Here is a 26,452-nt window from a genome sequence, read left to right as displayed (position 1 = left end):
CGGGCCGCGGGCGATGTGCTCGCGGCTCAATGCCGTGAGCATCGCCGTCCCCTCGGGGGACCGACCAGGGTCGCCCGCGTTCAGCGCGGCGGGACTGGGCGAGGGGCAGGCAGCCGGTCCAGCGCCGCGACGAGTTCGCGCGCCTCGTGGCGGCACAGGCGCAAGCGCCGCAGCAGCCAGGGTGTCAGGTCCCGCTGGCCCAGATGCTCGGGCCAGGCACCGGCATCGCCGTCGGGAATCTCGGCCGGGTCCGTTCCCGTCGCCGGTTCGCCCTTGAGGATATCCACGCAGGCCGTGCGGGCCAGCGGCAGTGCGACCTCAGCCTTGGCGGCATCCAGGCGCTCGGTGCGTCGCTGCACCTGATGCTGCACGGCGCCGAGCAGGGCCATCAGCCGGTAGCCGTGGCTCAGCGCCGACTCGATCTCGGCCTCGGGCAGGCGCACGCTTTCGGGTTCGACACGCGTGCGCTGGGCGGTGGCGGCCAGCGCAGCCAGTGCCGTGTAGGCCTGCTGGCGGCTCAGGCGCTGGGCGGTCTGCTCTTCGGCGCTCGGCATCCAGCGCAGCATATTGGCCGCATGGCGGGCCAGCGCGCCGCGCAGCTGCGCGCCCAGCCGCGGCGCGGCGGCGCGCTCCCAGGACGGCAGCACGAAGCTGAACAGCCAGGCCAGGCCCGCACCGATGACGGTGTCGGCCAGGCGCTCGCCGATGAAGGGGCTGCTGCCCGGCGCCAGCATCAGCGGCTGCAGCAGGGCCATCAGCGTGGCGGCCGTGGCGGCGACGCGGTAGCGCCGGTTCACATAGGCATGCGCCGTGCCGACGGCGGCGATGAAGCACAGGCTCAGCAGCGGCGTCCAGTGCACATGCGCGAGCAGCAGCACGAGCAGGCAGCCCTGCACCGTGCCGATGATGCGTTCGTTGCGGCGCGACAGCGTCTGCTCCAGGTTGCCACGCAGCACGACGGCGACGCTCAACATCAGCCAGAAGGGGTGGGCGGCCCAGGGCAGTGCCGCGCCCAGCGCATAGGCGAACGACAGCGCGAGCGCCGAGCGCAGCGCATGGCGCATGACGCCGGATTGCAGGTTGAGGTGGGGCTTGAGGGCCGCCAGCGGCCAGCCCTCCGGCGACACGAAGGGCGCGAGCCGTTCGGGCGTCCACGGGCTGTCGGGCTGGTCGGGAGCGGCCTGGCGCGCCACCATGGCGCCGACGTCGTCCAGCATATGGCCCACGCGCGACTGCAGGGCCGACACGAGGTGGCTGCGCGAGTCGCCCGCCGGTGCGTTGACATCGGCCAGCCGCGCGGCGAGCTGCTTCGCCCAGGCCTCGGCCGACACCTCAGGCAGCGGCGCGCCGTAGGCCAGCGTGTCGGCCAGCGCGGCGAGCACGTCGGCGAGGTGGCGCAGCGCGTCGGCCAGCGCGGCCCGCCATTGGCGGCCGGGGAAGTCCTGGCCCAGCAGCTCGGTGTCCAGCCGGCTGGCCAGCAACAGGTCGCGCAGCTCGATGAGGCCGAGCACGAGGTCGGTCTGGCGGCGGCTGCGCGGCGAGCGGCGCGCGGCGAAGACCTGGTCGCGCGCGGCCTGCAGCGCGTCGGCCAGCAACACGTCGTCGGCGATGGAGGCCCGGATGCGCGCCTCGGCCCCGCCCACCGCACCCGCGATGCGCTCGGCGCGCGAACGCAGCCGCTTCTCGGTGGCGCGCAGCGCATGCGCCAGCGCCAGCTCACGCAGGCGGTGGCGCAGCACGACGGCGCTGGCCCGCGCCCAGCCGGCGTAGACGCAGCCGCCCAGGCCCACCCACAGCGCATGCTCCAAGGGCGAGGCGGCGCCGGCGGTGCGGTCCCAGGCCATCGCGAAGACCATGGCCAGCACCGGCGCGAACGACAGCGGCCCGGCGCGCAGGCCCCAGGCCAGGGCCATCAGCGACAGGAAGGTGACGACGGCGACCAGCGCCACGGTCAGCGTGAGCGAGTTGTCGGCCAGGCCGACGAGCAGCGTCACGACGGCCGCCGCCGCCGCCGCCGGCAACACGCGCGGCAGCACGCGCTGGGGCGGGTTGGGCACATCGGTCAGGCTGGCGCAGACGGCGCCGCCGACGGCCGCGAGGCCGGCCGTCTCGCCGAACAGCGCGCCGACGAGAACATGCGTGGCCGCGACGCCGAGGGCGACGCTGAGGCCGTTCAGATGGGCGGCTTCCAGCCGCTTCAGGAATCTCACTTGACGAGGAGCTCCATCACCTTGCRCTCGCTGGCCGGCAGCTCATGCACGGAGAACCAGCCCGACTTTTCCGGACGGTAGACGTATTGCGGCGGCGCGTTGCTGGCGACGCGCTGCTTCAGCGGCGCCAGCGCCGTCTGCGCGGCCTCGCTCTGCCCCAAGGCCTGCAGCGCAGCCGCCTGCACGATGACGCCGAGATCGCTCCAGGGGCCCAGCTGCAATGCTTGCTCGGCAGCGAGCCGCGCGGCCGCGGCGTCGCCGTCGGCCAGGGCCAGCCAGCCCTTGAGGGCCAAGGTGTCGGGGTCGGCCGGGTCGAGGAGGAGGGTCTCCTTGATCTGGGCTCTCGCGGCATCGCGGCGGCCGGCGCGCAGCAGGTCCAGCGCATAGTCGCGGCGCAGCGGCACGAGGCCGGTGCGCAGGCGCAGCACGGCCTCGTATTTCACAAAGGCTTCGTCCCAGCGGCCGTCCAGGGCCAGCGTGGCGGCGCGGCCCCAGAGGGCTTCGGGCTGGTCGCCCTGGTAGGCCAGCACGGCTTCGTAGGCGGCCAGCGCGCGCGGCACATCGCCGAGGCGTCGGTGGTAGTCGGCCAGCGCCAGGTCGACGCGGAAGCGGTCCTCGCCCTTCAGTGCCTCGACATCACGCGCCAGGCCGGGCACGACCTCGCCAGCCAGCGGCCGTCCGCCATGCCAGAGGGCGTCGGCCACGCCGGCGCGCAGCGCGCCGCTGCGCGGATGGGCGGCAAGGGCTCGCGCGGCCAGCTCGCCGACGGCAGCGCCATCGCCTTCGATGGCCAGCGCATTGAGCTGGGCCGTCAGCGCCCGCTCGTCGGTGGGCGCGAGCTTGAGCGCCCGCGCGAACAGCGGCCGGGCCTCGGCCAGCTTGCCGTCTTCCAGCTTCTGGTTGCCGGCATTGACCAGGGCCACGGGCAGGCTGGCGCGCGTGTCGCGCTGGGCATAGAAGCGCTGGATGGCGGCGCGCAGGGCCGGGTCCATCTGGACGAGGCGCTCGCGCACGATCTCGCGGCCGTCATAGGCATCGCGCCGGGGCGAGGCCTCGGCATTGGCGCCCTCGGCGAAGTACTCCCACACCGAGCCGCCGGCGTAGCGCGACAGGAAACCGTTGCGCGTCTTGGCATCGCGCGCCTTGGCCTGCTGGTAGAGGGCCTCGATGCCGCGCGCCTGGTCGGCCGTCAGCACGCCGTGGACCTGGTGGGTCAGCTCGTGCAGCACGGTGTTGTATTTGTCGAAGATGCTGCGCTCGACGTCCTCGATGCCGGTGACGGTGAAGTGGCCGCCCATGCCGCGCACGTCGTCCCACAGCCGCGAGTCGTAGTCGATGCGGGCGTCCTTCAGCGCATGGGCCTGCGGCGTCTCGGACAGGCGCATCCACATCGGCTTGATGAAGTGGGTGGCGCCGCCCTCCACCAGCACCGGGATGAAGGCCTTCCATGGCGCGACGGACAGGGCCACGCGCTTCTGGTGGCGGGGCGAGAGGTCCTTCCAGTTCAGCACATAGCGCTCGATGCCGGGCACCTTGGGCATGGGTGTAGCGGCAAAGCGGCGCTCGTAATCGGCGCGGTGGACGTCGATGCGAAAGCGTTGCGACTCCAGGGCGCGAGCCGCGATGGCATGGGCGCGGCCCAGCTGGGGGCAGCGCTGCAGGACCGCGAGGCTGATCTGCACGGCAGCGTCGAAATCGCCCTTCTCGAAGGCATCGGAGGCCCGCTTCACATCGAGCAGAAGCGGCGCGAAACCGTCGCCCAGGCGCGCCGCGAGTTGGGTGTAGTTCTCGCGCACATAGCCGTTGCCGAGCAGATAGTGGGCGGCCTCGTGATGGCGGTTCAGCGCGACGGCGCCTTCGGCCGCGGCAATCGCGTCCTCGGTGCGACCGAGGCGGATCAGCGTGTCTGCAAGCGCTGCCAGGCCGTCGGCAGTGCGAAGTTCGGCGATGCCCTGTTCAAGCTTGGCCAGCGAGGCATCGAACTCGCGCAGCTGATAGTGGCGCTGACCCAGGCCGCGCAGGGCTTGCGCCTTGTCGAGCGGCCGCGTGGCTTTCTCCAGTGCGCGCTCGAAGCAGGCCTTGGCGCGCTCGAAGTCGCGCCGGTCCAACGCGAGGCGGCCGGCCGCGAGCAGGTCGATGGCCTCCGCCTTGGCGTCCGTCAACGCGCCGCGCGTGCGGCGGTCAACGGCGGCGCCATCATCACGGGCGAACAGCCATTGGTAGATGACGCCACGCTCGGCCGCATCGGGCTGCTGGACGCGCAACAGCGCGTCCAGGTCCGTCTGCGCCGTCGCGTACTGCTGCTCGGTCAGCAGCGTCTGCAGGCGGCCGGTATCGGTTGCCGCCTGCGCGGCACTCAGGGTCAGGCCAACAGCAAGGCCAAGGGCCAATCGACGCCAGGGCATTCAGGCTCCATGTAGTGGAGCCGGCATGCTAATCGTCCGAGGAGAAGCCGGACGCCTTGACGACCGGCCCCCAGTAGTCGCGCTCGGCGGCCAGGCGCCTGGTGTAGTCGGCGGGCGGCAGCGACAAGGGCTCGAAACCGAGCTTGCCCAGGGCCTCGATGACGCTGGGCTCGCGCACGGCGTTGCGGGCCAGTTCGGCCAGCTTGTCGACGATGGCCTGCGGCGTCTTGGCCGGCACGAAGAGGCCATAGGTCTCGACGCCGACGATGCCCTTGAAGCCCTGCTCCTCGAAGGTCGGTGCGTCGGGCACGAAGCGCGAGCGGGCCTYGTCCGTCACGCCGAGCAGGCGCACGCGGCCCGAGGCGAGGTGGGGCAGGAAGTCGCCGATGGAGAAGCAGCCCGAGGCGATCTGGCCGCCCATCAGGTCTTGCATGCCGGGTGCGGCGCCGCGGTAGGGTGCATGGGTGAGCTTCAGCCCGGCGGCATGCTCGAACTGGTTGCCCAGGAAGTGGGGCATGGCGCCCGCGGCGGGCGAGGCGTAGGCGGCCTTGTCCGGGTTGGCCTTGGCCCAGTCGGCGAACTGGGCCAGCGTCTTCACCGTGGCCGGCACCATGGGGCCGACCCCGAAGCCGCAGGTGGACAGGGCCAGCGGCGCGACGGCGATGACGTCCGTCGCCGGGTTGTAGGCCAGCTTGCGGTAGGCATGCGGGTAGATGGTGAACATCGACGACGGGCTGATCAGCAGCGTCTGGCCGTCGGGCGCTGCGTCCTTCAGCGCGGCGATGGCAATGCGGCCGCCGGCCCCCACCTTCTGCTCGACAAGGACCGTCTCGGCCAGCTTGCCGCGGCCGAACTCGGCGATGCGGCGGGCCGTCGTGTCCACCGAGCCGCCGGCCGGGAAGCCGACGAGGATGCGCGGCAGCTGGCCCTGGGCGCGGGCAGCAAAGGGGGCGGCCGCGAGCGCGGCAAGAAGGTGGCGTCTGTCCATCATGGTTTCTGTCTCCTGGGTTTGTTGTCGGGGGCGGCGGATTGCGCGGTGGCGACCCAGGCGAGGCGCTCCAGGCCGGCCTTGAGTGCGGCGCCCTGCTCGCCGAGGGCGGCCAGCAGGGTGCGGTCATGTTCGGCGACGGCGGCTTCCAGCTTGACCAGCCGGCGCCTGCCATTGGGCGTGAGGTAGAGGCCCCAGGCGCGCGCGTCATCGGGTGCATCGCGGCGCTCGGCCCAGCCCTGGGCGGTGAGCCAGTCCGTCAGGCGCAGCGCGCCGCTGCGGTGCAGGCCCATGGCCTGGCCCAGCAGGCCCTGGCGCAGGCCGGGGTTGCGCGCAATCAGCACCAGCGCGGCATAGCGCTGCGGGCTGACATCCCACTCGGCGGTGGCCCGGTAGAAGTCGAGATAGAGGGCGTTCTGCGCGCGGCGCAGCGCATAGCCGAGCAGGCCGTCCAGCGAACCGTAGTCCACGCCGGGCACGGGCAGCATCAGGCCTTCGGGCGTTACGGCATCGAGGCTGTCAGTCTTGCTCACAGCATCAGCTTAGTTTTTGTTGCAGTACGCAACTATCTCGCTTACCCTGAAGGACATGAACATCGTCATTGCGGGTGGAGGCATCGGCGGGCTGACCGCCGCGTTGGCGCTGCAGGCGCGCGGCCACGAGGTCACGGTGCTGGAGTCGGTGCGCGAGCCCAGGCCGCTGGGCGTGGGCATCAACCTGCTGCCGCATGCGGTCGGCGTGCTGGACGAACTGGGCCTGCTGCCGGCCCTGCGCGGCATGGCGGTCGAGACCTCGGCGCTGGTGTTCGCCAACCGCCATGGCCAGGCCATCTACCGCGACCCGCGCGGCCTCGCTGGCGGCTACAGCCATCCGCAGTTCAGCATCCACCGCGGCGAGTTGCAGATGCGGCTTTGGGCCGAGGCCTCGGCCAAGGTCACGGTCCTGAGCGGCCAGCGCGTCGTCGGCGTGCGYGACGGCAATATCGCSCTGATCGAGACGGCRGACGGCCCGCGCGAACTGGCCGCCGACCTCATCGTCGGCGCCGACGGCATCCACTCCGCCCTGCGCCGGCGCCTGGCCCCCGATGAAGGCGCCCCCTGCTGGCGCGGCATCATGATGTGGCGCGGCACGTCCTGGGCGCCGCCCTTTCTCGACGGCCGCACCATGGTGCAGGCCGGCCACAGCCAGGCCAAGTTCGTCGTCTACCCGATTGGCGCGCCGCGAGCGGATGGGCTGCAGCTCATCAACTGGATTGCCGACCGCCGCGTGCATGAAGCCACGCCGGGCCTGACGGCCCCCGACCGCGCCGACTGGAGCCGCGCCGGCAGCCTGGACGACCTGCTGCCCACCTTCGGCAGCTGGCATTTCGACTGGCTGGACGTGCCCGGCCTCATCACAGGCGCCGAGCAGATGCTGGAGTGGCCCATGGTGGACCGCGACCCGCTGCCGCGCTGGCAGCTCGGGCCCTCGACGCTGCTGGGTGACGCGGCCCACCCCATGTACCCCATCGGCTCCAACGGCGCGACGCAGGCCATCATGGACGCGAAGGCCCTGGCCGACGCGCTGTCCAACCACGCCGACCTCGACGCCGCCCTGGCGGCCTACGAGGACGAGCGCCGCCCCTTGTGCGCCCGCATCGTCGAGATGAACCGCCGCGAGGGGCTGGATGCCATCCTGGACCGGGTCGAGGCGCTGGCGCCAGAGGGCTTTGCGCGCTTGGAAGACGTCATCGACCCGGCCGAGGTCGCCGCCGAGATCAACGCCTACAAGGCCGCCGCCGGCCATCGCACAAACGCCGCTTGATCCCGCCCCGGCCCGCGACGATCATCGCGGCCCATGCCCCAACTCAAGCTCGGCCGCTCGGTCCCGCCCCACGACCGCCACCCGGTTGCCTGGTACCAGCCCGAGGTCCTGTGGACGGCGGCCCGCCAGGTGCTGTCGTCGCTGGACCAGTTGCGCAACCGCGATGGCCGCGAGAGCCAGACCCAGCCGCTGGTCATCATCGATCGCAGCCAGCCGGAGACCGATGGCGGCTTCAAGAGCGAGTTCTGGTTCGACTTCATCGCCGACACCGGCGATGGCGGCAACGCCAGCTATGCGGTGGCCAGCGCGGCGCTGGCGCCCGAACTGAGCGTCGATGGCGAGACCTTGCAGACACTCCCAAGAGGCCAGTTGCTGCTCTTCGGCGGCGACCTCGCCTACCCGGCCGCCAGCACCGAGGACTACCGCTACCGCTTCGTCGAGATGTTCGAGGCCGTGCGCAACGACTTTGCCGACACCCTGGTKCGCGGCCGGCGGCTGACGCTGGCGGCCGTGCCGCAGAACCACGACTGGATGGACTCGGCCTCCACCTTCAGCCGCTATTTCGTGCGCGGCTACGACTCGGCGCCGCTGCTGGGCGCCGACATCCCGCAGCGCCAGTCCTATTTCTGCGTGAAGCTGCCCGGCGGCTGGTGGGCACTGGCGCTGGATTTCGCGCTGACCCACGACATCGACCGCGACCAGTACGAACAGTTCGAGATGCTGGCCATCGGTGGCCATGGCAAGCCGCCGGTCATAGGCCCCGACGACAAGGTCATGCTGATCTACCCCGAGCCCTACTGGACCCGCCCCATCGGCGACGGCGCCGACGAGAGCCATCCCAAGCGCTACCAGCGCCTGGAGGGCCTGCTGCGCGGCCGCATCCGGCTGCGGCTGGCGGGCGATTTGCACCACTACATGCGCTGGGATGCGGCGGACACGGCGCGCGACGGCCACCTCGTCACCTGCGGCTGCGGCGGCGCCTTCACCCACCCGACCCACACCCGGACGACGACGCGGCCGGTGCGGCTGCAGGCCTTCGACACCGAGGACTGCATCCCGCCCGAACCGCGCACCGAGACGCCGGCGCTGAAGATCGGCCTGACGGGCCGGCGCAGCCGCGGCGAGCGCTTCGAACGCCAGGAGGCCACCGTCTACCCGGCGGCGGCCGCATCGCGGGGCCGCGCCTGGCGCAACCTGTTCGCCTTCCTGCCCAAGCTTTGGAATCAGCGCGAAGGCGGCAATGGCAATGTCGGCTTCGCCGTGCTGCTCGGCGCGCTGTACTGGTTCAACGCCTATCTGAACTCCAGCCCCTTCTCCTGGTCCTTCCGGGCCGACGGCTTCCAGCCGCTCTGGGTCTACGGGCCGGGCGAGTACGTCGACGTGCTGGGCCTGTGGCTCAAGGCCATGGTGTTCAGCCCGCTGGGTTTCCTGATCAACGGGCTGATGGCCTTCGGCTGCATGGCCATGGGCCGCGAGGCCGTGGACGAGCTGTCGCCCGACGACGGCCGCACGACGCGCTGGGCCGCCACCTGGGGCATGGGCGCCGTGCATGCCGCGGTGCACGTGGTGGCCGTGTTCAGCCTGGAGTTCTTCATGCACCAGGCCGTCAGCCTGTGGGCGGGCCTGGGCAGCCGCGACCAGTCGCTGGGGCTGATCCTGCATTCGCTGCTCGTCGGCGCGGGCGTGTTCGCCGGCGGCGCCGTGCTGGGCTCGGCGCTGTTCGGCGGCTATCTGGCGCTGATGTGCCGGCTGGGCCTGCTGACCAACAACGGCTACTCGGCGCTGGATGGGCAGGACCACAAGGGATTCCTGCGTTTTCGCATCGCGCCGGATGGTGGGCTGCAGGCCTGGTTCATCGCCATCGACCGCGTGCCGCGGCGCTGGCGGCGTTCAAGCCAGCCCGGGCCGGTCTGGCGCAATGACGACGCCGCGGCAACGGCGCCGCGGGTGCATGACCGCTTCAGGCTTTGAAACGCGGGCCGGGCCTACTGCAGGTGCGAGGCGCAGGCCAGCCCGACCTGTGTGCCCAAACGCTCGATCCCGGCCTTGTCGCCACCGTCCAGGATCTCCTTGACCTTCCCGAGCTGGGCCACGGTGTTGTCCGCCGAGCATTCGCAGAAGTCGCGGAACTTGCGCGGCTGCTCGGCCGCGATGCGAGCGACGTCCGGCGAGCTGCGCGGGCCCTGGGCCACGCACTGGGCCGCGACGATCTGGCGCATCTCCGCCATCGACGCATTGGCCGGCAAGGCCGGCAGCGACGGGAGCGCCCGCCCCTCGATCGGCACGCTGCGTGCCGAGTCCGGGCAAGGTTTCGACTGGTAGGCCGTCTTGCCCGCAACGTCGGTGCACTTGTAGACCTGCGCATTCGCAGGCGCCGACAAGGCCGCCCCCAGCAGTAGCGCCAGAAGCGGGAAAGGAATGCGGTGCAGCTGGATGCGCATGGATCGCCTCGCGGTTGGCAACAGCTTCGGCCTCTGACGCCCTATCGCAGGGTCCTGCTCACTTCAGCATTTCCGCTGCGATGAGCCGCACCGGCGCATTGCCATAGCTGAGGAACTGCTCGTGGAAGGCCTTGAGGCTGAACCCCGGCTTGGCCTTCAAGGCCTCGCGCAGCGCAAAAATCTCGCTGTAGCCGCTGAAATAGCTGGTCAGCTGCACGGAGCTCAGCTGCACGCGGCGCCACTTCTCGGTCGCCTCGCGCTGGGTCTGGAAGGCCTGGCGGGTCAGCAGGTCCACCGCGTCGGCCTCGCTCATGCCGAGCACGTGCACGCTGTAGTCGAGCACGGTGTTGGTGACCGAGCGCAGATGCCATTTGCCGTACATCAACGTCATTTCGGGCGAGGCGCCGTAGCCGCTCTCGATCATCATGCGCTCGCCGTAGACGGCCCAGCCCTCCACCATCGCGCCGTTGCCGAACAGGGCCTTGACCTTGCTCGGCGCGCGGTTGGCGTGCACGAGCTGGGTGTAGTGGCCCGGGATGGCTTCGTGGATGTTGAGGATCTGCAGGATCCAGTGGTTGTATTCGCGCAGGCTGCTCTCGGCCTGCTCGGGCGTCAGGTCGTCCAGCGGCGTGACGTTGTAATAGGTGCGGTCCTGCGGCCGGTAGGCGCCGGGCGCCTCGATGCTGGCGCCGGCCACGCCGCGCTGGTACTCGGGCGTCTCGCGCACCGCCAGCGGCTTGCTGGCGTCCTGGCTCAGCAGGTCCTTCTCGCGCACCCAGGCTTCGAGCTGCGGGATCTGCGCGCGGATCTCGTCGACGAAGCGTTCGCGCGCCACATGGCGCTCGCTCAACTTGGCGATGACGCGGCCGATCAGCGCGAAGCGGTCGGCGGGCGGCGTCTCGCTGCCGATGACGGTCGGCCACAGCGCGGTGGCTTGCGTGAGCATGCTGGCCAGCACCTCCTCGCGGCGCTGCAGGGCCAGCTCGTAGGTCTCCTTGGCCGTGCGGGCGGACTGGATGTCGTGGGCGAACTTGGGCTCGTAGAGCTCGGCGCCGAGGCGAAAGCCCCGCACCGGCTTGAGCCGCTTCAGGTGGGCCACATAGCCGTTCACCGCGGCGCGGGCCTGGGCCAGCGGCGCCTTGAGGGCGGCCGCCTGGCCCGCCTCGGCGGCACGCTTGGCGATGTCGTCCAGCACGCCGAGCACGCCCGGCGCCTGCTGGATGGCCAGCTCCGTGTGCTCGCGCGTGACGCCGGCCAAGCTGGCCTGGGCCGCGCGGTAATAGGCCGGCAGCGCCGCGATGCGCGGCTTGAGCGCCTTCAGCCGCGCGGGCAGTGGCGCGTAGTCGGTGTTCAGCAGCAGGTCCAGCGGCGCCGCCGGGTTGTGCTCGGACGGGTTCCACGACCATTCGCGCAGCGTGTCCAGGCGCCAGAGGTCGCTCTGGATCTTGCCGACCAGCAAGGCGCGATCCATGCGGTCACTGGTGCTCAAACGCGCGTCGGGCACGGTTTCGAAAACGCCCAAACGCTCCGTCAGGAAGGTCCGCATGCGCTGGCGCTGCGCATCGCTGGGCAGGGTCACGCGGCCTGCGAACTCGAAGCGGCCGGCCATCACCGCGGCGTCGGGGTCGAGCTTCCACAGGGCTTCGAGGAAGCGCTCGCTCTGCATGCCGATGAAGCTGTCTTCGGCCATGGCCGGAACGGCGAAGGCGGCCAGGCCCAGGGCCGTGAAGTCGCGGCGCTTCATGCCATGGCCTCCTCGAGCGCGTCGACGAACATCTTCGCGACGTCGAAGCCGCTCTGGTCGGTGATCTCCTGGAAGCAGGTCGGGCTGGTCACGTTGATCTCGGTGACGTTCTCGCCGATGACGTCCAGGCCCACCAGCAGCAGGCCGCGCGCGGCCAGGATGGGGCCGAGGTATTCGGCGATCTCGCGGTCGCGAGCGGTCAGCTCGCGTGCCACGCCCTTGCCGCCGGCCGCCAGGTTGCCGCGCACTTCATTGCCCTGCGGGATGCGCGCCAGGCAACGTGGCACCGGCTTGCCGCCGATGATGAGGATGCGCTTGTCGCCCTCGGTGATGGCCGGGATGAAGCGCTGCACCATGACCGTCTGCGTACCTTCCTTGTTCAGCGTCTCGATGATGCTGCCGAGGTTCAGGCCGTCGTCCTTGACGCGGAAGATGCCCATGCCGCCCATGCCGTCCAGGGGCTTCAGGATGATGTCGCGCTGCTCGGCGTGGAAGGCACGGATCTCGGCCGGGTCGCGCGTGACCAGGGTCGGCGAGATGAACTGAGGGAACTCGAGGATGGCGAGCTTCTCGGGGTGCTCGCGCAGCGCGCTGGCGCGGTTGAAGACCTTGGCGCCTTCGCGCTCGGCCTGGCTGAGCAGATGGGTGGCGTAGAAGAACTCGCTGTCGAAGGGCGGGTCCTTGCGCATCAGCACCGCATCGACGTCGGCCAGGGCGACATCGGCCGTGGCCTCCACCGTGAACCAGTCATGCGCGTCACCGGTCAGCGTGATGTGGCGGGCACCGCGCGCCGTCACGCGGCCGCCGCGCAGCCAGACGAGCTGGCCGACCTCGCAGGCAACGATGCTGTGGCCGCGCCGGGTGGCCTCGCGCATCATGGCGAAGGTGGAGTCCTTGTAGGTCTTGAAGGTGTCGAGTGGGTCGGCGACGAAGAGCAGCTTCATGGTCTGGGCGATGCGATTAGGGCGTCGGCCAGTGTTGCACAGGGCCGCCCTCAGCCTCTGACGTAGGGACTCAGCGCCGCCTCGGCGGCGGCGGCAATGCTGCGCCAGTGCTCGCGCCGTTGGCGGGCCCGGGTGCGGTGCTTGGCCTTCAGCTCGGACATGGCCGCGACAGAGACGGGTACCCGGATCTCCACGCCGTGCCGGGCCAGGGGCAGGCCACCAAAGCCGAGCCAGAAGTCGTCGTAGGAGCGCCTGAAGCCGGCCGCGTAGCAGGACTCGAAGGCGATCTGCTGCGTGTCGCGCACGCCGACGACGCGCGTCTGCCCGAGGGCGCGGGTGAGGCCGTTCAGCGCGGCAAACGCGAAATAGGCGGGCGAGTTCTGCGGGAACTCGGCGCGAAAGCGCGCCAGCGCCGGCTCTTCCGAGCGCAGGGACTGGTTGCGCGTGGCGAACAGCACCGGGCCACCACCGGCGTCGGGCCCGAGGCGGCTGGCGTCGATCCAGGCGAAAGACAGCTCATGCAGGGTCTCGCCGCGGTGGCGCAGCACGAGGCTGAGCGGGCCCTCGTGGCGGGTGGCCGCGTTGGCCCGCAGGCGGACGTCGTAGCCCGCCAGGTTTCGCCACAGCAGCAGGCCGTCGCCATGCAGGGCCGGCAGCAGGGCCGGCAGGAAGTGGGTCTGCTCGAACTGGAAATGGTCGAGCACGCAGGCCAGGCGCTCGGTGCTGCCGAAGCCGCGCGACAGGAAGTGGCGGTGGCTGATGAAGAAGAAGGCGTCGGCCTGGGGCTGGGCGGCCATCAGCCGCGCGAACGCGGGAATGGCGAAGAGCCGGGCGAGGCCCTCGCGCTCGCCAAGCATGCGGCCGCCGCCGAGCAGCACGCGCAGGCCATCGGGCAGGCCCTGGGCGCGGGCCCGCCGCCAGGCATTGCCGGCCACGCGGCTCAGCAACTGCAGGCCGCTGGGCGGCACGGGGCTGGGCCAATCTGGCGCGGTGGTGGGGGTCACGACTCGAAGGAAAAGCCGCCGGGGCGGCCCTACATTGACAGCTTCGAGACAGATTATCGACAGATAGCGGACATGAAAGCGCCGCCGCGCCCCTCGATCCGAGGGCGGGGAAGTCCCGGGCGTGACTTGCGTGACTTAAGGCGCGCCGCTTACACGGCGGGGCGACGCCAGGCCGCGACGACGGTGGCGACACCGCCCGCCACCACGCCCCAGAAGGCCGCGCCGATGCCGAAAACGCTGATGCCGGACAGGCAGACGAGGAAGGTCAGGATGGCCGCGTCGCGATGGCCCTCGTCCTTCAACGCGCCGGCCAGCGCACCGGCGATGGTGCCCAGCAGGGCCAGGCCCGCGATGGCCGCGACGAGCTCGCGCGGGAAGGCCGACAGCAGAATGGCGACGGCGCCGCCGGCCAGGCCGAGCAGCACATAGAACAGGCCCGCCGCGACGCTGGCCGTGTAGCGCCGTGCCGGGTCCTCATGCGCCTCGCGGCCCATGCAGATGGCCGCCGTGATGGCGGCCAGGTTGAAGGCATAGCCGCCGAAGGGCGCCAGCAGCGTCGTCGCCGCGCCCGTGATGGCGATGCTGGCAGACACGGGCGTCTGGTAGCCGCTGGCGCGCTGGGCCGCGACGCCGGGCAGGTTCTGCGAGGCCATGGTGACGATGAAGAGCGGCAGGGCGACGCCGATGACGGCATGCCAGCTGAACTGCGGCGCCGTCCAGAGCGGCAGCGCGAAGACCTGGGAGGTGTCGACACCGGCAAAGCTCAAGCGCCCCTGGGCCAGGGCCACGATGACGCCGGCGATCAACACACCCGGCACCGCATAGCGCGGCCACAGCCGCCGGCCGGCCAGATAGGCCGCCGCCATGGCGAGGACGAGCTCGGGCGCCGTTTTCGTGCTCGTCACCGCCTCGAGGCCGAAGCGCGCCAGCACGCCGGCCAGCAGGGCCGAGGCGATGGCCACGGGGATGCGGTCCATCAGCTTCTCGAACCAGCCCCTGGCGCCGGCCCAGGCGATCAGCAGGCCGCAGACGATGAAGGCGCCGATGGCTTCGGGCATCTCGACGCCCGAGGTCGAGGCCAGCAGGGCCGCGCCCGGCGTGGACCAGGCCGTCAGCACGGGCTGGCGCGTCCACAGGCTCAGGGCCAGGCTGGTGACGCCCATGCCCAGGCCCAGGGCCCACAGCCAGGAGGCGGTCTGGGCCGGCGTGGCGCCGAGGGCGACGGTGGCCTGGAAGATGATGGCCACCGAGCTGGTGTAGCCCACCAGCACCGCCACGAAGCCGGCAACGACAGTGGACGGCGAAAAGTCTTGCAGCAAGCGTGTCATGCGGCCAGCATAGCCACCACTTCATCAACGACAGGCCTGCGGATGTGCCGTTTCCTCGCCTACTCGGGCGACGCGATCTTTCTGGAAGACCTGGTCTGCAAACCGCGCCATTCCCTGGTACGCCAGAGCCTGCAGGCCGAACAGGCCAAGTCGGTGACCAATGGCGACGGCTTCGGCATCGGCTGGTATGGCGAGCGCGACACGCCGGGCGTCTACCGCGAGGTGATGCCGGCCTGGAGCGACGACAACCTGATGGCCCTGTGCGCGAATGTGCGCTCGCATCTCTTCATGGCCCATGTGCGGGCGGCGACCGGCGGCGGCGTGTCCCGGCAGAACTGCCACCCCTTCCACCTCGGGCGCTTTCTCTTCATCCACAACGGCCAGATCGGCGACTTCCCGCGCCTGCGCCGCGGCATGGAGGCGCAGCTCTCCGACGAGCTCTATGACCTGAAGCGCGGCGCCACGGATTCGGAGCTGCTCTTCCTGCTCATCATGGGCCGCGTGCAGGCCGGCGCAACGGTCGAAGCCGCGACGCGTCAGGTCTTGCTGGACACGGTGGCGGCGATGCAGGCGCATGGCATCACGACGCCGCTGCGCTTCTCCGCAGCCCTCGCGGACGGCGAGCAGCTTTGGGCCGTGCGCTGGGCCAGCGACGACAAGCCGCCCAGCCTCTACCTCAAGCCCCAGCCGGGCGGCTGGGCGATCGCTTCGGAGCCGCTGGGCGACGACGCCGAGGCCTGGCAGCCGCTCGCCAAGGGCGAGCTCGTGCATGTGCACGACGGGCGCATCGAGCGCCGCCTGCTCTGCGGCAGTTAACGCCTGCCGATGAAGACCAGCAGCAGGGCTCCGGCGGCCAGCACGGCCAYGCCGACGACGGCGCCCGCCTTCACATAGACCAGGCTGGCCCACAAAAGATAGGCACTGCAGGCACTGAACAGCAGTGGCAGCCACGGATACAGCGGCACGCGAAACGGCCGTGGCCGCTCGGGCTCGCGGCGGCGCAGCACGATCAGCGCGCCGCCGCTGAGCACCAGGAAGAACCAGTAGACCGGCGACAGATAGTCCACCATGGTCGAGAAGCCGCCGCGCGTGACGTCGCCCAGGGCCACCAGCAGCAGGGCCACGAGGGCAGTCGCGACGACGGCCGCGCTGGGCGTGCCGCGGCGTGCATTCCAGTGCGCAAGCCGCCATTCGGATGCAAGGTCGCGCGCGGCGGCATAGGTGGTGCGCGGGCCGGCGATGAGGATGGCGTTCATCACCGACAGCGCCGTCAGCGTGACGACGCCCACCATCAGCAGTTCAGCGCCACGGCCGAAGGCGATGCGCATCAGCTCGGCTGCCGGCGCCTCGCTGCGCGCCAGGCCGGGCAGACCCAGCACGCTCACATAGGCCCAGTTGGCCAGCAGATAGAGGGCCATCACCACGCCCAGCCCCAGCAACAGCGCGCGGACGATGCCGCGCTTCTCGTCGCGCATCTCGGCCGACAGCGTCGCCGCATCGCTCCAGCCGCCATAGGCCAGGAAGACGAAGACCATGGCCACGCCCCAGTCGGTGCCCGCCGTCGCCGCGCCCACGCTGGCCGGCGGCAGGCCGCCGAGCTGGTGAGCACCGGCAGCCAGGCCGAGCAGCAGCAGGCCGACCATCACCAAGGTCGTCAGGCCGAGCTGCGTGCCCAGGCCGACGCGCACGCCCAGCAGGTTGAGCCCGGTCAGCAACACGATCAGCACCGCTGCCAGCAGCGCGCTGGCATGGGACCCCAACCAGGGGCTCAAGTCCACCACCTGGCCGAGATAGTCCCCGAAGACAAAGCCCAGCAGCGCCATCGAGCCGGTGTGGATGACGGCGAAGCGCGACCACGCGAACAAGAAGCCCAGGCGCCGGCCATAGGCGCGGCTGAGGAAGTGGTAGTCGCCGCCGGCGTCCGGAAAGGCCGCAGCCAGCTCGGCAAAGCACAGCGCGCCGACGAAGGACAGCACGCCGCCCAGGGCCCAGGCGAGATAGAGCTGGCCGGCATCGGGCAGGGACTGCGCCACCATGGGCGAGGTCTTGAAGATGCCGGCGCCGACGACCATGCCGACGCACAGCGCGCCCGCGTGCCGGGCACCCAGGCGGCGCTCCGGCGTGGCCAGGCTCAAATCTCGACCTTGGAACCCAACTCGACGATGCGGTTGGTCGGCAGGTGCAGGAAGTCGGCGGCCGCGGCCGCGTTGCGGTGCATGCTGGCGAACAGCTTCTCGCGCCACAGCGCCATGCCCGAACCGATGGTCGGGATGACGATGTCGCGGCTCAGGAAGTAGCTGGTCTCCATCTCGTCGAGCTGCACGCCATGCTTCTTCAACAGGGCCAGGGCCTCGGGCACGTCGGGCTCGTTCTTGAAGCCGAAGTGCAGGGCCACCTGCCAGCAGCAGTGCCCCAGGGCCTCGACCTCGCAGCGCTTCTCGAAACCAACCCAGGGCACTTCGTGGTGCTTGACGGTGACGAAGACGTTCTGCTCGTGCAGCACCTTGTTGTGCTTGAGGTTGTGCAGCAGCGCATTGGGCGTGGAGCCCTTCTCGGACGACAGGAAGACGGCCGTGCCGGCCACGCGCGTCGGCGGATTGATGAAGACGGCCTCGAGGAAGGTGTCGAGCTCGATGGCGTCCTCGCGCAGCTTGTCGGACAGCTGCTTGCGGCCCTGCTTCCAGGTCAGCATCAGCGTGAACATGCCGATGCCGATCAAGAGCGGGAACCAGCCGCCGGCGGCGATCTTCAGCAGATTGGAAGCCAGGAAGGTCACGTCGATGAGGAAGAAGACGCCTGTGGCGGCAATGCACAGCGCCAGCGGGTATTTCCAGCCGTAGCGGATGACGAAGAAGGTCATCACCGTCGTGATCGTCATGTCGATGGTGACGGCCACGCCGTAGGCGCCCGCCAGCTTGGTGGACGACCCGAAGAAGACGACGGCGACGACGACCAGGGCGAAAAGGCCCCAGTTGATGAAGGGCACATAGATCTGGCCGGTGTCACGCACGCTGGTGTGCAGCACGCGCAGCCGCGGCAGGATGCCGAGCTGGATGGCCTGCTTGGTGACCGAGAAGGCGGCCGTGATCAGGGCCTGAGACGCAACGATGGCGGCGGCCGTGGCCAGCAGGAAGAGGGGGATCTCGGCCCAGCCCGGCGCCAGCAGGAAGAAGGGGTTCTTCACGCCTTCGGGGTTGTCCAGCAGCATGGCGCCCTGGCCGAAGTAGTTGATCACCAAGGACGGCATGACAACGCCATACCAGGCGATGCGGATGGGCTTCTTGCCGAAATGGCCGAGGTCCGCATACAGCGCCTCGCCACCCGTGACGACGAGGACGACGGCGCCCAGTGCGACGAAGGCCACCCAGCGGTATTCAAGGCAGAAGTGCAGCGCATACGCCGGGTTGACGGCCGCCAGCACGCGCGGGTTGTCGAAGATGTGCGGCAGGCCCAGGGCCACCAGCGTCAGGAACCACAGCATCATGATGGGCCCGAAGGCCTTGCCGATGCCGCCGGTGCCGAAGCGCTGCACGGCGAACAGGCCGACCATGACGATCAGCGTGATCGGCAGGATGGCATCGTGCAGCTGGGGCTCGTAGACGTCGATGCCCTCGACGGCACCCAGCACCGTCATGGCCGGCGTGATGACGGCGTCGCCGAAGAAGATGGCGGTGCCGAACAGGCCCACCAGCATCAGCGTGCGGCGCAGCGGCGGCTTGTCGTTCACGGCGTTGGTGGCCAGCGCCAGCATGGCGATCAGGCCGCCCTCGCCGTTGTTGTCGGCGCGCAGGATCAGCAGCACATACTTGATCGAGACGACGACGGTCAGCGTCCAGAACAGCAGGGACAGCACGCCGAGGATGTTGTCTGGCGTGGTGGAGACATGGCCGCCGTGGAAAACCTCTTTGAGGGCGTACAACGGGCTGGTGCCGATGTCGCCATAGACCACTCCGAGAGCCCCGAGGGTCAGACCCGCCAGCGCCGAGGGGCTGCGGGCCGCATGAGAAGAACTCACTTCGCGAAGACCACCGGCTTGGGGTGGCGTTTGTTCGAAAGTGGGGATTCTGCGCCCGCTTTTGGGGTTTTGTGCAGTGCAGCAAAACCACACAAGCCCGGGTTGACGCCTACCCGGGGGCAGGCGTAGACGCAGGCCCTGGCGACGAGGAAGGCCGCCTCACCAGATGCGGATGCGGTCCGCCGCGGGCTTGAACATCCTGTCGCCGGCCTGGGTCTTGAAGGCGTCGTGGAAGCCGTCGTGGTTGATCGCGGCGCCATTGGCGCGGAATTCTGCCGGCGAATGCGGGTCGGCCGTCAGCTGCTGCAGGCGGCGCGGCTCGCGCATCTTCTCGCGCCAGGCCTGGGACCAGCCCATGAAGAAGCGCTGCGGGCCGGTGAGGCCGTCGATGACGGGCGCCGGCTTGCCGCCGAGCGACCGCAAATAGGCCTTGTAGGCGATCTGCAGGCCGGACAGGTCGGCGATGTTCTCGCCCAGCGTCAGCTTGCCGTTCACATGCTTGCCGGGGATGGGCTCGTAGGCCTCGTACTGGGCCACCAGCCGCTCGCCGACCTTCTCGAAGGCCTGGCGGTCGGCATCCGTCCACCAGTTGGCCAGCGCCCCGTCGCCGTCGAACTGGCTGCCCTCGTCGTCGAAGCCGTGGCTGATCTCATGGCCGATGACGGCACCGATGGCGCCGTAGTTCACCGCATCGTCGGCCCGGGTGTTGTAGAGCGGCGGCTGCAGCACGGCGGCCGGGAAGACGATCTCGTTGAAGCTGGGGTTGTAGTAGGCGTTGACGGTCTGCGGCGTCATGCCCCATTCGCGCTTGTCGACCGGCTTGCCTGCGTGGGCGGCCTGACGCAGCCATTCGAAGCGCGCCGCGCGCTGGCGGTTGCCGGCCGGGTCGCCGGCCTTCACCTCCAGGGCGGCATAGCTGCGCCAGACGTCGGGATAGCCGATCTTGACGAGGTATTTGGACAGCTTGTCCCGCGCCTTGGCCTTGGTGGGCGGCGTCATCCAGGCCAGGCCATCGATGGACTCGCCATAGGCCGCCAGCAGGTTGTTGACGAGCTTGAGCATGCGCGCCTTGTCGGCAGCCTGGAAGTTGCGCTTCACATAGGCCTCGCCGACGGACTCGCCCAGGGCCTGGTTCAGGTCGGCCACGGCCTGCTGCCAGCGCGGCTGCTCGCTGCTGGCGCCGCTGAGCGCGGTGCCGCGGAAGGCGAAGCGCGCTTCACGCAGGGCTAGCGGCAGCACGTCGGCATGGCCGTCCAGCACGCGCATCGTCAGGTAGAGCCGCACATCGTCCAGCGGCGCTTCGGCCAGCAATCTGGCCGCGGCCGTCACATAGCTGGGCTGGGAAATGATGAGCTTGTCCTGGGCCGGAAGCTGGGCCGCCGCGAGCAGGCCGGCCCAATCCAGGCCGGGAGCCCGGCTCGCCAGCTCGGCCGGCGTCATGGCGTTGTAGATCTTCTGCGGGTCGCGGTTTTCTTCGGCCGCCCACTGGGCCTCGGCCAGCTGGCGCTCCAGTGCGAGCACGCGCCGGGCCGCGTCAGTGGGATTGGCCTGGCCGGCGGCGCGGGCCAGCGCTTCCAGGTAGGTCTGGTAGTCCGCGCGCGCCTTCGCGAAACGGGCGTCGTCCTTCAGGTAGTAGTCGCGGTTGGGCAGGCCCAGGCCGCCCTGGTTGGCGATGACGCGGTTGATGCCGGGCTGCTTGAAATCGGCCTCGACGCTCAGCACCACCGGCATGTCGATGACACCGACCTGGCGGCCCAGCCAGGCGGCGAGCTGCTCGCGGGTCTGCAGCGCGGCGATGCCGTCCAGCAGCGGCTGCATCGGCGCGAGGCCAGCGCGGTCGATGGCCGCCGTGTCCATGAAGCTGGCGTAGTAGGCGCCGATCTTGTGCCCGGCCGAGCCGGGTTTGGCCTTGGCCAGGCCTTCGACGAGGGCGCGCACGCGCTGGTCGGACAGGTCGCGCAACTGGGCCACCATGCCGAAGGAGGACTTGTCGGCCGGGATCTCGGTGGTGGCCAGCCAGTGGCCGTTGCCGGCGCGGAACAGGTCGTCCTGCGGGCGCGTGACGCGGTCGATGCCGGCGAGATCGAGGCCGGAATGTGGGGCGGCGCCGGCCAGGCCGGCGAACTGAAGGGACAGGACGAGGGCGGCGAGGCGATAGGTCTTCATCTGGGGCAGCGGTTTGCGCGAAACCGCCAGCCTAGGTCAAAGACGCCGCCCTGACGAAAGTGATCAGGCCGCTTCCGCTTCCGCCTGCGGATCGGTCGCTTCCAGCTCGTAGCTGGCCGCCAGCATGGCCAGCCGCCCAATGACGCCGTACATATAGAAGCGATTGGGCGCACTGGCGCCGGGCTTCTCGCCGGGCCGGGGCAGATGCGGAGACTCGGCGAAGGCCAGCGGCACATAGCTGGCGCCGGGGGCGTTGAGGTTCTCGTCGATGCCGCGGTGGGCATGCACGCGGTAGTAACCGCCCACCACGTAGCGGTCCATCATGTAGACGACCGGCTCGGCCACGGCCTCGTGCACGCGCTCGTGGGTGGGCACACCCTCCTGCACGATGACTTCCTGGCCGAGGTTGTCGGGCAGCGCCGAAGCCAGGGTCTCGATGTCCTTGGCGTCGCGCACCGTCAGGACACCACGGCCATAGCTGCCGACGTCGCTCTTGATGATGACGAAGGGCTTCTCGTTGATGCCGTATTCCTTGTACTTGCGGCGCACCTTGGTGAGCTGGGCGTCGGCGGCCGTCTGCAGCGCCTCCAGGCCCTTCTTGCCATGCAGGTCGACGCTCGTGAACATCGGCGTGATGAGCCAGGGGTCCATCCCCAGCAGCTTGCCGAAGCGCTTGGCGACTTCCTCGTAGGCGCGGAAATGCTGGCTCTTGCGCCGCACCGTCCAGCCGGCGTGCAGCGGTGGCAGCAGGTATTGCTCGTGCAGGCCCATCAGCTGCGGCGGCGTGCCGGCGGAGAGGTCGTTGTTGAGCAGGATGGTGCAGGGGTCGAAGCCCTTGAGCATCAGGCGGCCGCGCTTGCGCACCAGCGGCTCGACGGTGATGCTGCCGCCATTGGCGATCCTGAGTTCCGTCGGTTCGGTGACGCTGGTGTCCAGCGTGCCGAAGCGCACGTTCAGACCAGCCTGCGTGAAGATGCGCGCCAGGGTGGCGAGGTTGTCCAGGTAGAAGCTGCAGCGTGCACCGGTCTCGGGGATGACCAGCAGGTTGCGCGCCTCGGGGCAGATCTTCTCGATGGCCGCCATGGCTGCCTGCACGGCCTGCGGCAGCATCTGCGGCGTGAGGTGGTTGAAGCCGCCGGGGAAGAGGTTGGTGTCGACCGGCGCCAGCTTGAAGCCGGCGTTGCGCAGGTCCACCGAGGCGTAGAAGGTCGGCGTGTGCTCCATCCATTCCAGCCTGAACCAGCGTTCGGTGGCCGGCATGGATTCCAGGATGCGGGCCTCCAGCTCGTTGATGGGGCCGTTCAGGGCGGTGATCAGATGGGGAACCATGGCCGAATGATCTCAAACTCGGGAGGGTCGGCCCACATGGGGACGACCGGTTGAATCACAAGACGCCGTCGGCGCAGGCGGTCCGGCCCCGGCCGGCGTGCTTGGCGCGGTAGAGCTGATCATCGGCCCGCTTGATGGCGGCCGCCAGCGTCTCGCCGGCCTGCACGCGGACGGCGCCGGCGCTGAAGTCGGCGATGAAGCCCAGGCTGGCTTCGCAGCGCCGCCGCAGCGCCTGGTGCAGGCGGCTGTCCAGCCGCCCGAAGGCCTCGGCGTCGCATTGGCGCACCAGCAGGCAGAACTCCTCGCCGCCGTAGCGGCCGACCAGGTCGCTGGCCCGCAGCTCGCCGCGCAGCACCTCGCCGGTCAGCTTGAGCACCTCGTCGCCGACCGGATGGCCGCGCTCGTCGTTGATGCGCTTGAAGTGGTCCAGGTCCAGCATCAGCAGCACGCTGGACTGGCCGCCGCCGCCCAGGGCGCTGGCGGCCCGGCTCATCCATTCGCGGCGGTTCAGCAGGCCGGTCAGGGTGTCCAGCGACGCCAGCCTCACCAGCGCCTGCTCGGCCGCGTCGCGGTGGGCCAGCAGGAAGCCCATGGTGCCCAGCACCAGGCTGGCATTGAGCAGCATCATCGAACCGATGTTGAGGGGATTGGGGGTCAGGAAGCGCGGGTAGATCTCGGGCCAGCCCAGCACCAGGCAGCCGCGGGCCAGCGTCATGACGCCATTGGCCAGCGCCGCGCCGCCGCACAGCCAGCGCCAGCGCACGCCGGCAGCGCCGCGCAGCAGCAGCACGCTGGCCCAGATGATCTGGGCGCCTATGGTCAGGTTGGTCACGCCGGTGGCAACGCCCAGATCGCCGAAGACGAGGGCGTGCACGACGCCCAGGCCCAGCGGCGCCCCCAGCAGCCAGCCGCGTCGCGCCGTCAGCCCGAGGAAGCGGCAGGCCGTGATCACGGTGGCCGAGGCCGAGCCGCTCAGCGCCATGACCCCCAATGTCGCCAGCAGGCGCGGCGCGCCGAGGGTGGCGCCGATCAACAGGCCGAAGCCCAGGGCCTGGCCGAGCAGCATGAACTGCCAGGCCTGCAGGCCGCTGCGCGTGCGCAGGCCGACGCCGACGGCCAGCGCCAGGCTCATCAGCAGCGCATTGACCAGCACCGCCCCGAGGAGGGTGATCACATCCATGGCGGGTCAGCATAACGGGCGGTCAGCGCGCCAATAAAAAAGCCGCCCCGAAGGGCGGCTCGGCACTGCGGCTGCAGTGGATCACTTGTGATACGCGGTCTCGCCGTGTGACGAGATGTCCAGGCCTTCGCGCTCTTCCTCTTCCGTGACGCGCAGGCCGATGGTCAGATCCACCAGCTTGAAGGCCACGATGGAGACGACGCCCGACCAGAGGATGGTCACGATCACTGCCTTGGTCTGGATCCAGACCTGGCCGGCGATGGAGAAGTCGGCCGGCGTGACCATGGTCGCGGTGACCCAGTCGCCCATGGCGCTCGGGCCGCCGAGGTTGGGCGATGCGAACACGCCGGTCAGCAGGGCGCCGACGATACCGCCGATGCCGTGGACGCCGAAGACGTCCAGCGAGTCGTCGGCACGCAGCAGCTTCTTCAGGCCGGACACACCCCACAGGCAGGCGAAGCCGGCGACGATGCCGATGACCAGGGCGCCACCGATGCCGACGTTGCCGGCAGCGGGGGTGATGGCGACGAGGCCGGCGACGGCACCCGAAGCGGCACCCAGCATCGAGGCCTTGCCCTTGAGCAGCGCTTCACCCACGCACCAGGCCAGCACGGCAGCGGCCGTGGCGCCGAAGGTGTTGATGAAGGCCAGGGCGGCGAAGCCGTTGGCTTCCAGCGCGGAGCCGGCGTTGAAGCCGAACCAGCCCACCCACAGCAGCGAGGCACCGACCATGGTCAGCGTCAGGCTGTGAGGCGTGAACTGCTCCTTGCCGTAGCCGACGCGCTTGCCGACCATGTAGGCACCCACCAGGCCAGCGACGGCGGCGTTGATGTGCACGACGGTACCGCCGGCGAAGTCCAGCGCGCCCCACTGCCAGAGCATGCCGGCCTTGGCGTTCATCGCGTCAACGACTTCCTTGGCGGAGTAGGCATCCGGGCCCATCCAGAACCAGACCATGTGGGCGATCGGCAGGTAGCTGAACGTGAACCACAGTGTCAGGAAGGCGAGCACGGCCGAGAACTTGATGCGCTCGGCGAAGGCGCCAATGATCAGGCAGGCGGTGATGCCGGCGAAGGTGGCCTGGAAGGCGGCGAACACCATCTCGTACATCGGCACACCCTTGCTGAAGGTGGCGCCGGTGGCGAAGGTGCCGGCCACGTTGTCCCAGATGCCCTTCATGAAGAGTCGGTCCGTGCCGCCGATGAACTTGTTGCCCTCGGTGAACGCGAAGCTGTAGCCATACAGGAACCACAGCACGACGATCAGCGAGAAGCCGACCATGACCTGCATCAGCACCGACAGCATGTTCTTGCTGCGCACCAGGCCGCCGTAGAACAGCGCGAGGCCGGGCACCGTCATCAGGATGACGAGCAGCGTGGACAGCATCATCCAGGCGGTGTCGCCCTTGTTGGGCACCGGGGCCGGCGCGGAGGCCGCTTCGGCGGGCGCGGAAGCGGCAGCGTCAGCCGCGGAAGCCGCCGGAGCGGCGACGGTTGCGGCAGCGGCCACGGCAGAGGCGGGCGCCGAGGCCGGGTCCTGGGCCCAGGCGGCCGGCGCAAGCAGGCCGGCGGCAAGCGCGAGACCGGCAAGGAGTTTCTTCATTTGAGGGATCTCCAACAGGTTGTTATGGACGCGTCAGAGCGCGTCGTTGCCGGTTTCGCCGGTGCGGATGCGGACGACCTGATCCAGCGGCGACACGAAAATCTTGCCGTCGCCGATCTTGCCGGTGCGGGCCGAGGACTCGATGGCCTCGATGACGCGCTCGACAACGTCGTCGTTGACGGCGGCTTCGATCTTGACCTTGGGCAGGAAGTCGACGACGTACTCGGCGCCGCGGTACAGCTCGGTGTGGCCCTTCTGGCGGCCGAAGCCCTTGACCTCGGTGACCGTCAGCCCCTGCACGCCGATGGCGCTCAGGGCCTCACGCACCTCGTCGAGCTTGAAGGGCTTGATGACGGCAGTGATCAATTTCATGTCGCTCTCCAGTAATCAGAAGGTCTTCTTCAGGCCGACGACCAGCGAGGTCTTGCCCATGAACTTGCCGTTGGCGGGACTGGCGTAGAAGCTCTTGTCGGCATCGGTGCCGATCACGGCGCCACTCAATACCAGGCCGGAGAAATCCTTGGCCAACGTCAGCGAGTAGTCGGAGTAGGAGCCGGCGGGTACGTGGCGCATCGTCTGATGGCCGATGTGCGGCGTCAGCGTCATGCCATCGCCCAGGTCGAAATTGGCCGACACGTCGAAGTAGCCGCTGTACTTGGTGCCCGGCACGCCGAACAGGTTGGTGCTGTTGGTGTTGGAGTACTTCGCCGTCACGGGGCCGTAGCTGAGTGCGCCGTAGATTTCGAAGGTGTTGGCACTGGTGGGCAGCTTGTTGCTGGGGTAGTAGTACTGCAGCACGCCGAGGTCCAGCGTCAGGCCCTTGGCGACTTCGGCCTTGTAGCCACCGTACAGGTCAATCTCGACCTGGCCGTCACCACCCGCGTCCTTGATCCACTTGATCGTCGACGCCCAGGCGCCGACGTAGAAACCGCTCGGCGAGGCGTAATCCAGGCCGCCTTGCAGGGCCGGCTTCAGGCGCGACTGAGAGATGCCGCGGTAGCGATATTCGCTGACGGCGCCGACATTGAACGACAGCGGGTCCGGCGCCGGTTCATCGGCGAACGCGGGCAGGGCGACCGCGGACAGCGCGAGTGCGATCAGCGAAGGGGACAACTTCATGGCGGAGCTCCTGAGTCAATAGTGGGTGGGATACGGTCCGGCGGGGTATTTGCAGCTTCCGTGCCAAGCGTCACGCCTTGTCACGCCGCACGGATCTGGGCGGAGGGCGCCCTCAACTCAGGCATTCGCACCAAACTGGAACGACGCCTCATCATCACAGCACCTTGATGGTGC

Annotated in this window: 20 protein-coding genes; 3 read left to right on the top strand and 17 right to left on the bottom strand. The window is 69.8% G+C overall.

The features are described 5' to 3' along the window. Window positions 1-80: 80 nt before the first annotated feature. The 4 genes from AC1DW3_RS01125 to AC1DW3_RS01110 are packed head-to-tail and all read right to left on the bottom strand — an operon-like array spanning window position 81 to window position 6,136. A complete protein-coding gene (locus AC1DW3_RS01125) occupies window positions 81-2,210 on the bottom strand; it encodes an FUSC family protein (RefSeq protein ID WP_477927842.1) in 2,130 nt (709 codons plus the stop codon). Beyond that, window positions 2,207-4,615, bottom strand: a complete 2,409-nt coding sequence (locus AC1DW3_RS01120) for a tetratricopeptide repeat protein (protein ID WP_477927840.1) — start codon at window positions 4,613-4,615, stop codon at window positions 2,207-2,209. The genes AC1DW3_RS01125 and AC1DW3_RS01120 overlap by 4 nt, the downstream gene beginning before the upstream one ends. 28 nt (window positions 4,616-4,643) lie before the next feature. Beyond that, window positions 4,644-5,606 carry a Bug family tripartite tricarboxylate transporter substrate binding protein gene (locus AC1DW3_RS01115; protein WP_477927838.1) on the bottom strand — a complete coding sequence of 321 codons (963 nt, stop codon included), beginning with the start codon at window positions 5,604-5,606 and terminating at the stop codon, window positions 4,644-4,646. After that, window positions 5,603-6,136, bottom strand: coding sequence for a MarR family winged helix-turn-helix transcriptional regulator (locus AC1DW3_RS01110; protein ID WP_477927836.1), 534 nt, complete (start codon window positions 6,134-6,136; stop codon window positions 5,603-5,605). The genes AC1DW3_RS01115 and AC1DW3_RS01110 overlap by 4 nt, the downstream gene beginning before the upstream one ends. A gap of 55 nt (window positions 6,137-6,191) precedes the next feature. Here AC1DW3_RS01110 and AC1DW3_RS01105 point away from each other — a divergent pair, with 55 nt between their 5' ends. Both AC1DW3_RS01105 and AC1DW3_RS01100 read left to right on the top strand, forming a co-directional pair. Next, entirely contained in the window at window positions 6,192-7,406 is a 1,215-nt protein-coding gene (locus tag AC1DW3_RS01105) for a flavin-dependent oxidoreductase (protein ID WP_477927834.1), read from the top strand. Between the two features lie 33 nt (window positions 7,407-7,439). After that, complete coding sequence (locus AC1DW3_RS01100) at window positions 7,440-9,377, top strand: hypothetical protein (protein ID WP_477927832.1); 1,938 nt, start codon at window positions 7,440-7,442, stop codon at window positions 9,375-9,377. A 14-nt stretch (window positions 9,378-9,391) separates the two neighbouring features. Here AC1DW3_RS01100 and AC1DW3_RS01095 read toward each other — a convergent pair whose 3' ends face one another. The 5 genes from AC1DW3_RS01095 to AC1DW3_RS01075 all read right to left on the bottom strand — a co-directional run bounded on the left by AC1DW3_RS01095 (window position 9,392) and on the right by AC1DW3_RS01075 (window position 14,867). Next, window positions 9,392-9,847: a DUF4124 domain-containing protein gene (locus AC1DW3_RS01095; protein ID WP_477927830.1), complete on the bottom strand. Its 456-nt coding sequence runs from the start codon at window positions 9,845-9,847 to the stop codon at window positions 9,392-9,394. Window positions 9,848-9,905: 58 nt separating this feature from the next. After that, complete coding sequence (locus AC1DW3_RS01090; protein ID WP_477927828.1) at window positions 9,906-11,591, bottom strand: DUF885 domain-containing protein; 1,686 nt, start codon at window positions 11,589-11,591, stop codon at window positions 9,906-9,908. Further along, the gene (gene gshB, locus AC1DW3_RS01085; RefSeq protein ID WP_477927826.1) at window positions 11,588-12,535 is read right to left on the bottom strand and encodes a glutathione synthase; all 948 of its coding nucleotides are present in this window, start codon (window positions 12,533-12,535) and stop codon (window positions 11,588-11,590) included. The genes AC1DW3_RS01090 and gshB overlap by 4 nt, the downstream gene beginning before the upstream one ends. 50 nt (window positions 12,536-12,585) lie before the next feature. After that, on the bottom strand, window positions 12,586-13,539 hold the full coding sequence (locus AC1DW3_RS01080) for a DUF535 family protein (RefSeq protein WP_477927824.1): 954 nt from the start codon (window positions 13,537-13,539) through the stop codon (window positions 12,586-12,588). Window positions 13,540-13,688: 149 nt separating this feature from the next. After that, window positions 13,689-14,867: a benzoate/H(+) symporter BenE family transporter gene (locus tag AC1DW3_RS01075; protein WP_477927822.1), complete on the bottom strand. Its 1,179-nt coding sequence runs from the start codon at window positions 14,865-14,867 to the stop codon at window positions 13,689-13,691. Window positions 14,868-14,909: 42 nt separating this feature from the next. Between AC1DW3_RS01075 and AC1DW3_RS01070 the strand changes: the two genes are divergently transcribed. Beyond that, window positions 14,910-15,683 (top strand): class II glutamine amidotransferase, encoded by a 774-nt coding sequence (locus AC1DW3_RS01070; protein ID WP_477927820.1) that lies wholly within the window; start codon window positions 14,910-14,912, stop codon window positions 15,681-15,683. Here AC1DW3_RS01070 and AC1DW3_RS01065 read toward each other — a convergent pair. From AC1DW3_RS01065 to AC1DW3_RS01030, 8 genes are all read right to left on the bottom strand, one after another. Next, window positions 15,680-17,002 carry an APC family permease gene (locus AC1DW3_RS01065; RefSeq protein WP_477927818.1) on the bottom strand — a complete coding sequence of 441 codons (1,323 nt, stop codon included), beginning with the start codon at window positions 17,000-17,002 and terminating at the stop codon, window positions 15,680-15,682. The two genes, AC1DW3_RS01070 and AC1DW3_RS01065, sit on opposite strands and share 4 nt — an antisense overlap. Then, entirely contained in the window at window positions 16,999-18,882 is a 1,884-nt protein-coding gene (locus tag AC1DW3_RS01060; RefSeq protein ID WP_477927815.1) for a potassium transporter Kup, read from the bottom strand. The genes AC1DW3_RS01065 and AC1DW3_RS01060 overlap by 4 nt, the downstream gene beginning before the upstream one ends. Window positions 18,883-19,041: 159 nt before the next feature. Then, window positions 19,042-21,048: a M13 family metallopeptidase gene (locus AC1DW3_RS01055; protein ID WP_477927813.1), complete on the bottom strand. Its 2,007-nt coding sequence runs from the start codon at window positions 21,046-21,048 to the stop codon at window positions 19,042-19,044. Between the two features lie 63 nt (window positions 21,049-21,111). After that, window positions 21,112-22,377 (bottom strand): glutamate--cysteine ligase, encoded by a 1,266-nt coding sequence (gene gshA / locus AC1DW3_RS01050; RefSeq protein WP_477927812.1) that lies wholly within the window; start codon window positions 22,375-22,377, stop codon window positions 21,112-21,114. 55 nt (window positions 22,378-22,432) lie between these two features. Then, window positions 22,433-23,557 carry a GGDEF domain-containing protein gene (locus AC1DW3_RS01045; protein WP_477927810.1) on the bottom strand — a complete coding sequence of 375 codons (1,125 nt, stop codon included), beginning with the start codon at window positions 23,555-23,557 and terminating at the stop codon, window positions 22,433-22,435. Window positions 23,558-23,638: 81 nt separating this feature from the next. Then, a complete protein-coding gene (amt, locus tag AC1DW3_RS01040; RefSeq protein ID WP_477927808.1) occupies window positions 23,639-25,159 on the bottom strand; it encodes an ammonium transporter in 1,521 nt (506 codons plus the stop codon). A 33-nt stretch (window positions 25,160-25,192) separates the two neighbouring features. Next, window positions 25,193-25,531, bottom strand: coding sequence for a P-II family nitrogen regulator (gene glnK / locus AC1DW3_RS01035; protein WP_056192325.1), 339 nt, complete (start codon window positions 25,529-25,531; stop codon window positions 25,193-25,195). A 15-nt stretch (window positions 25,532-25,546) separates the two neighbouring features. Beyond that, window positions 25,547-26,278 (bottom strand): TorF family putative porin, encoded by a 732-nt coding sequence (locus tag AC1DW3_RS01030; RefSeq protein WP_477927807.1) that lies wholly within the window; start codon window positions 26,276-26,278, stop codon window positions 25,547-25,549. Between the last annotated feature and the right edge of the window lie 174 nt (window positions 26,279-26,452).

Source organism: Roseateles sp. P2_H4 (assembly GCF_056403315.1).
Note: the sequence above shows the minus strand (reverse complement) of the source record. Positions and strands in the feature narration are given on the sequence as shown.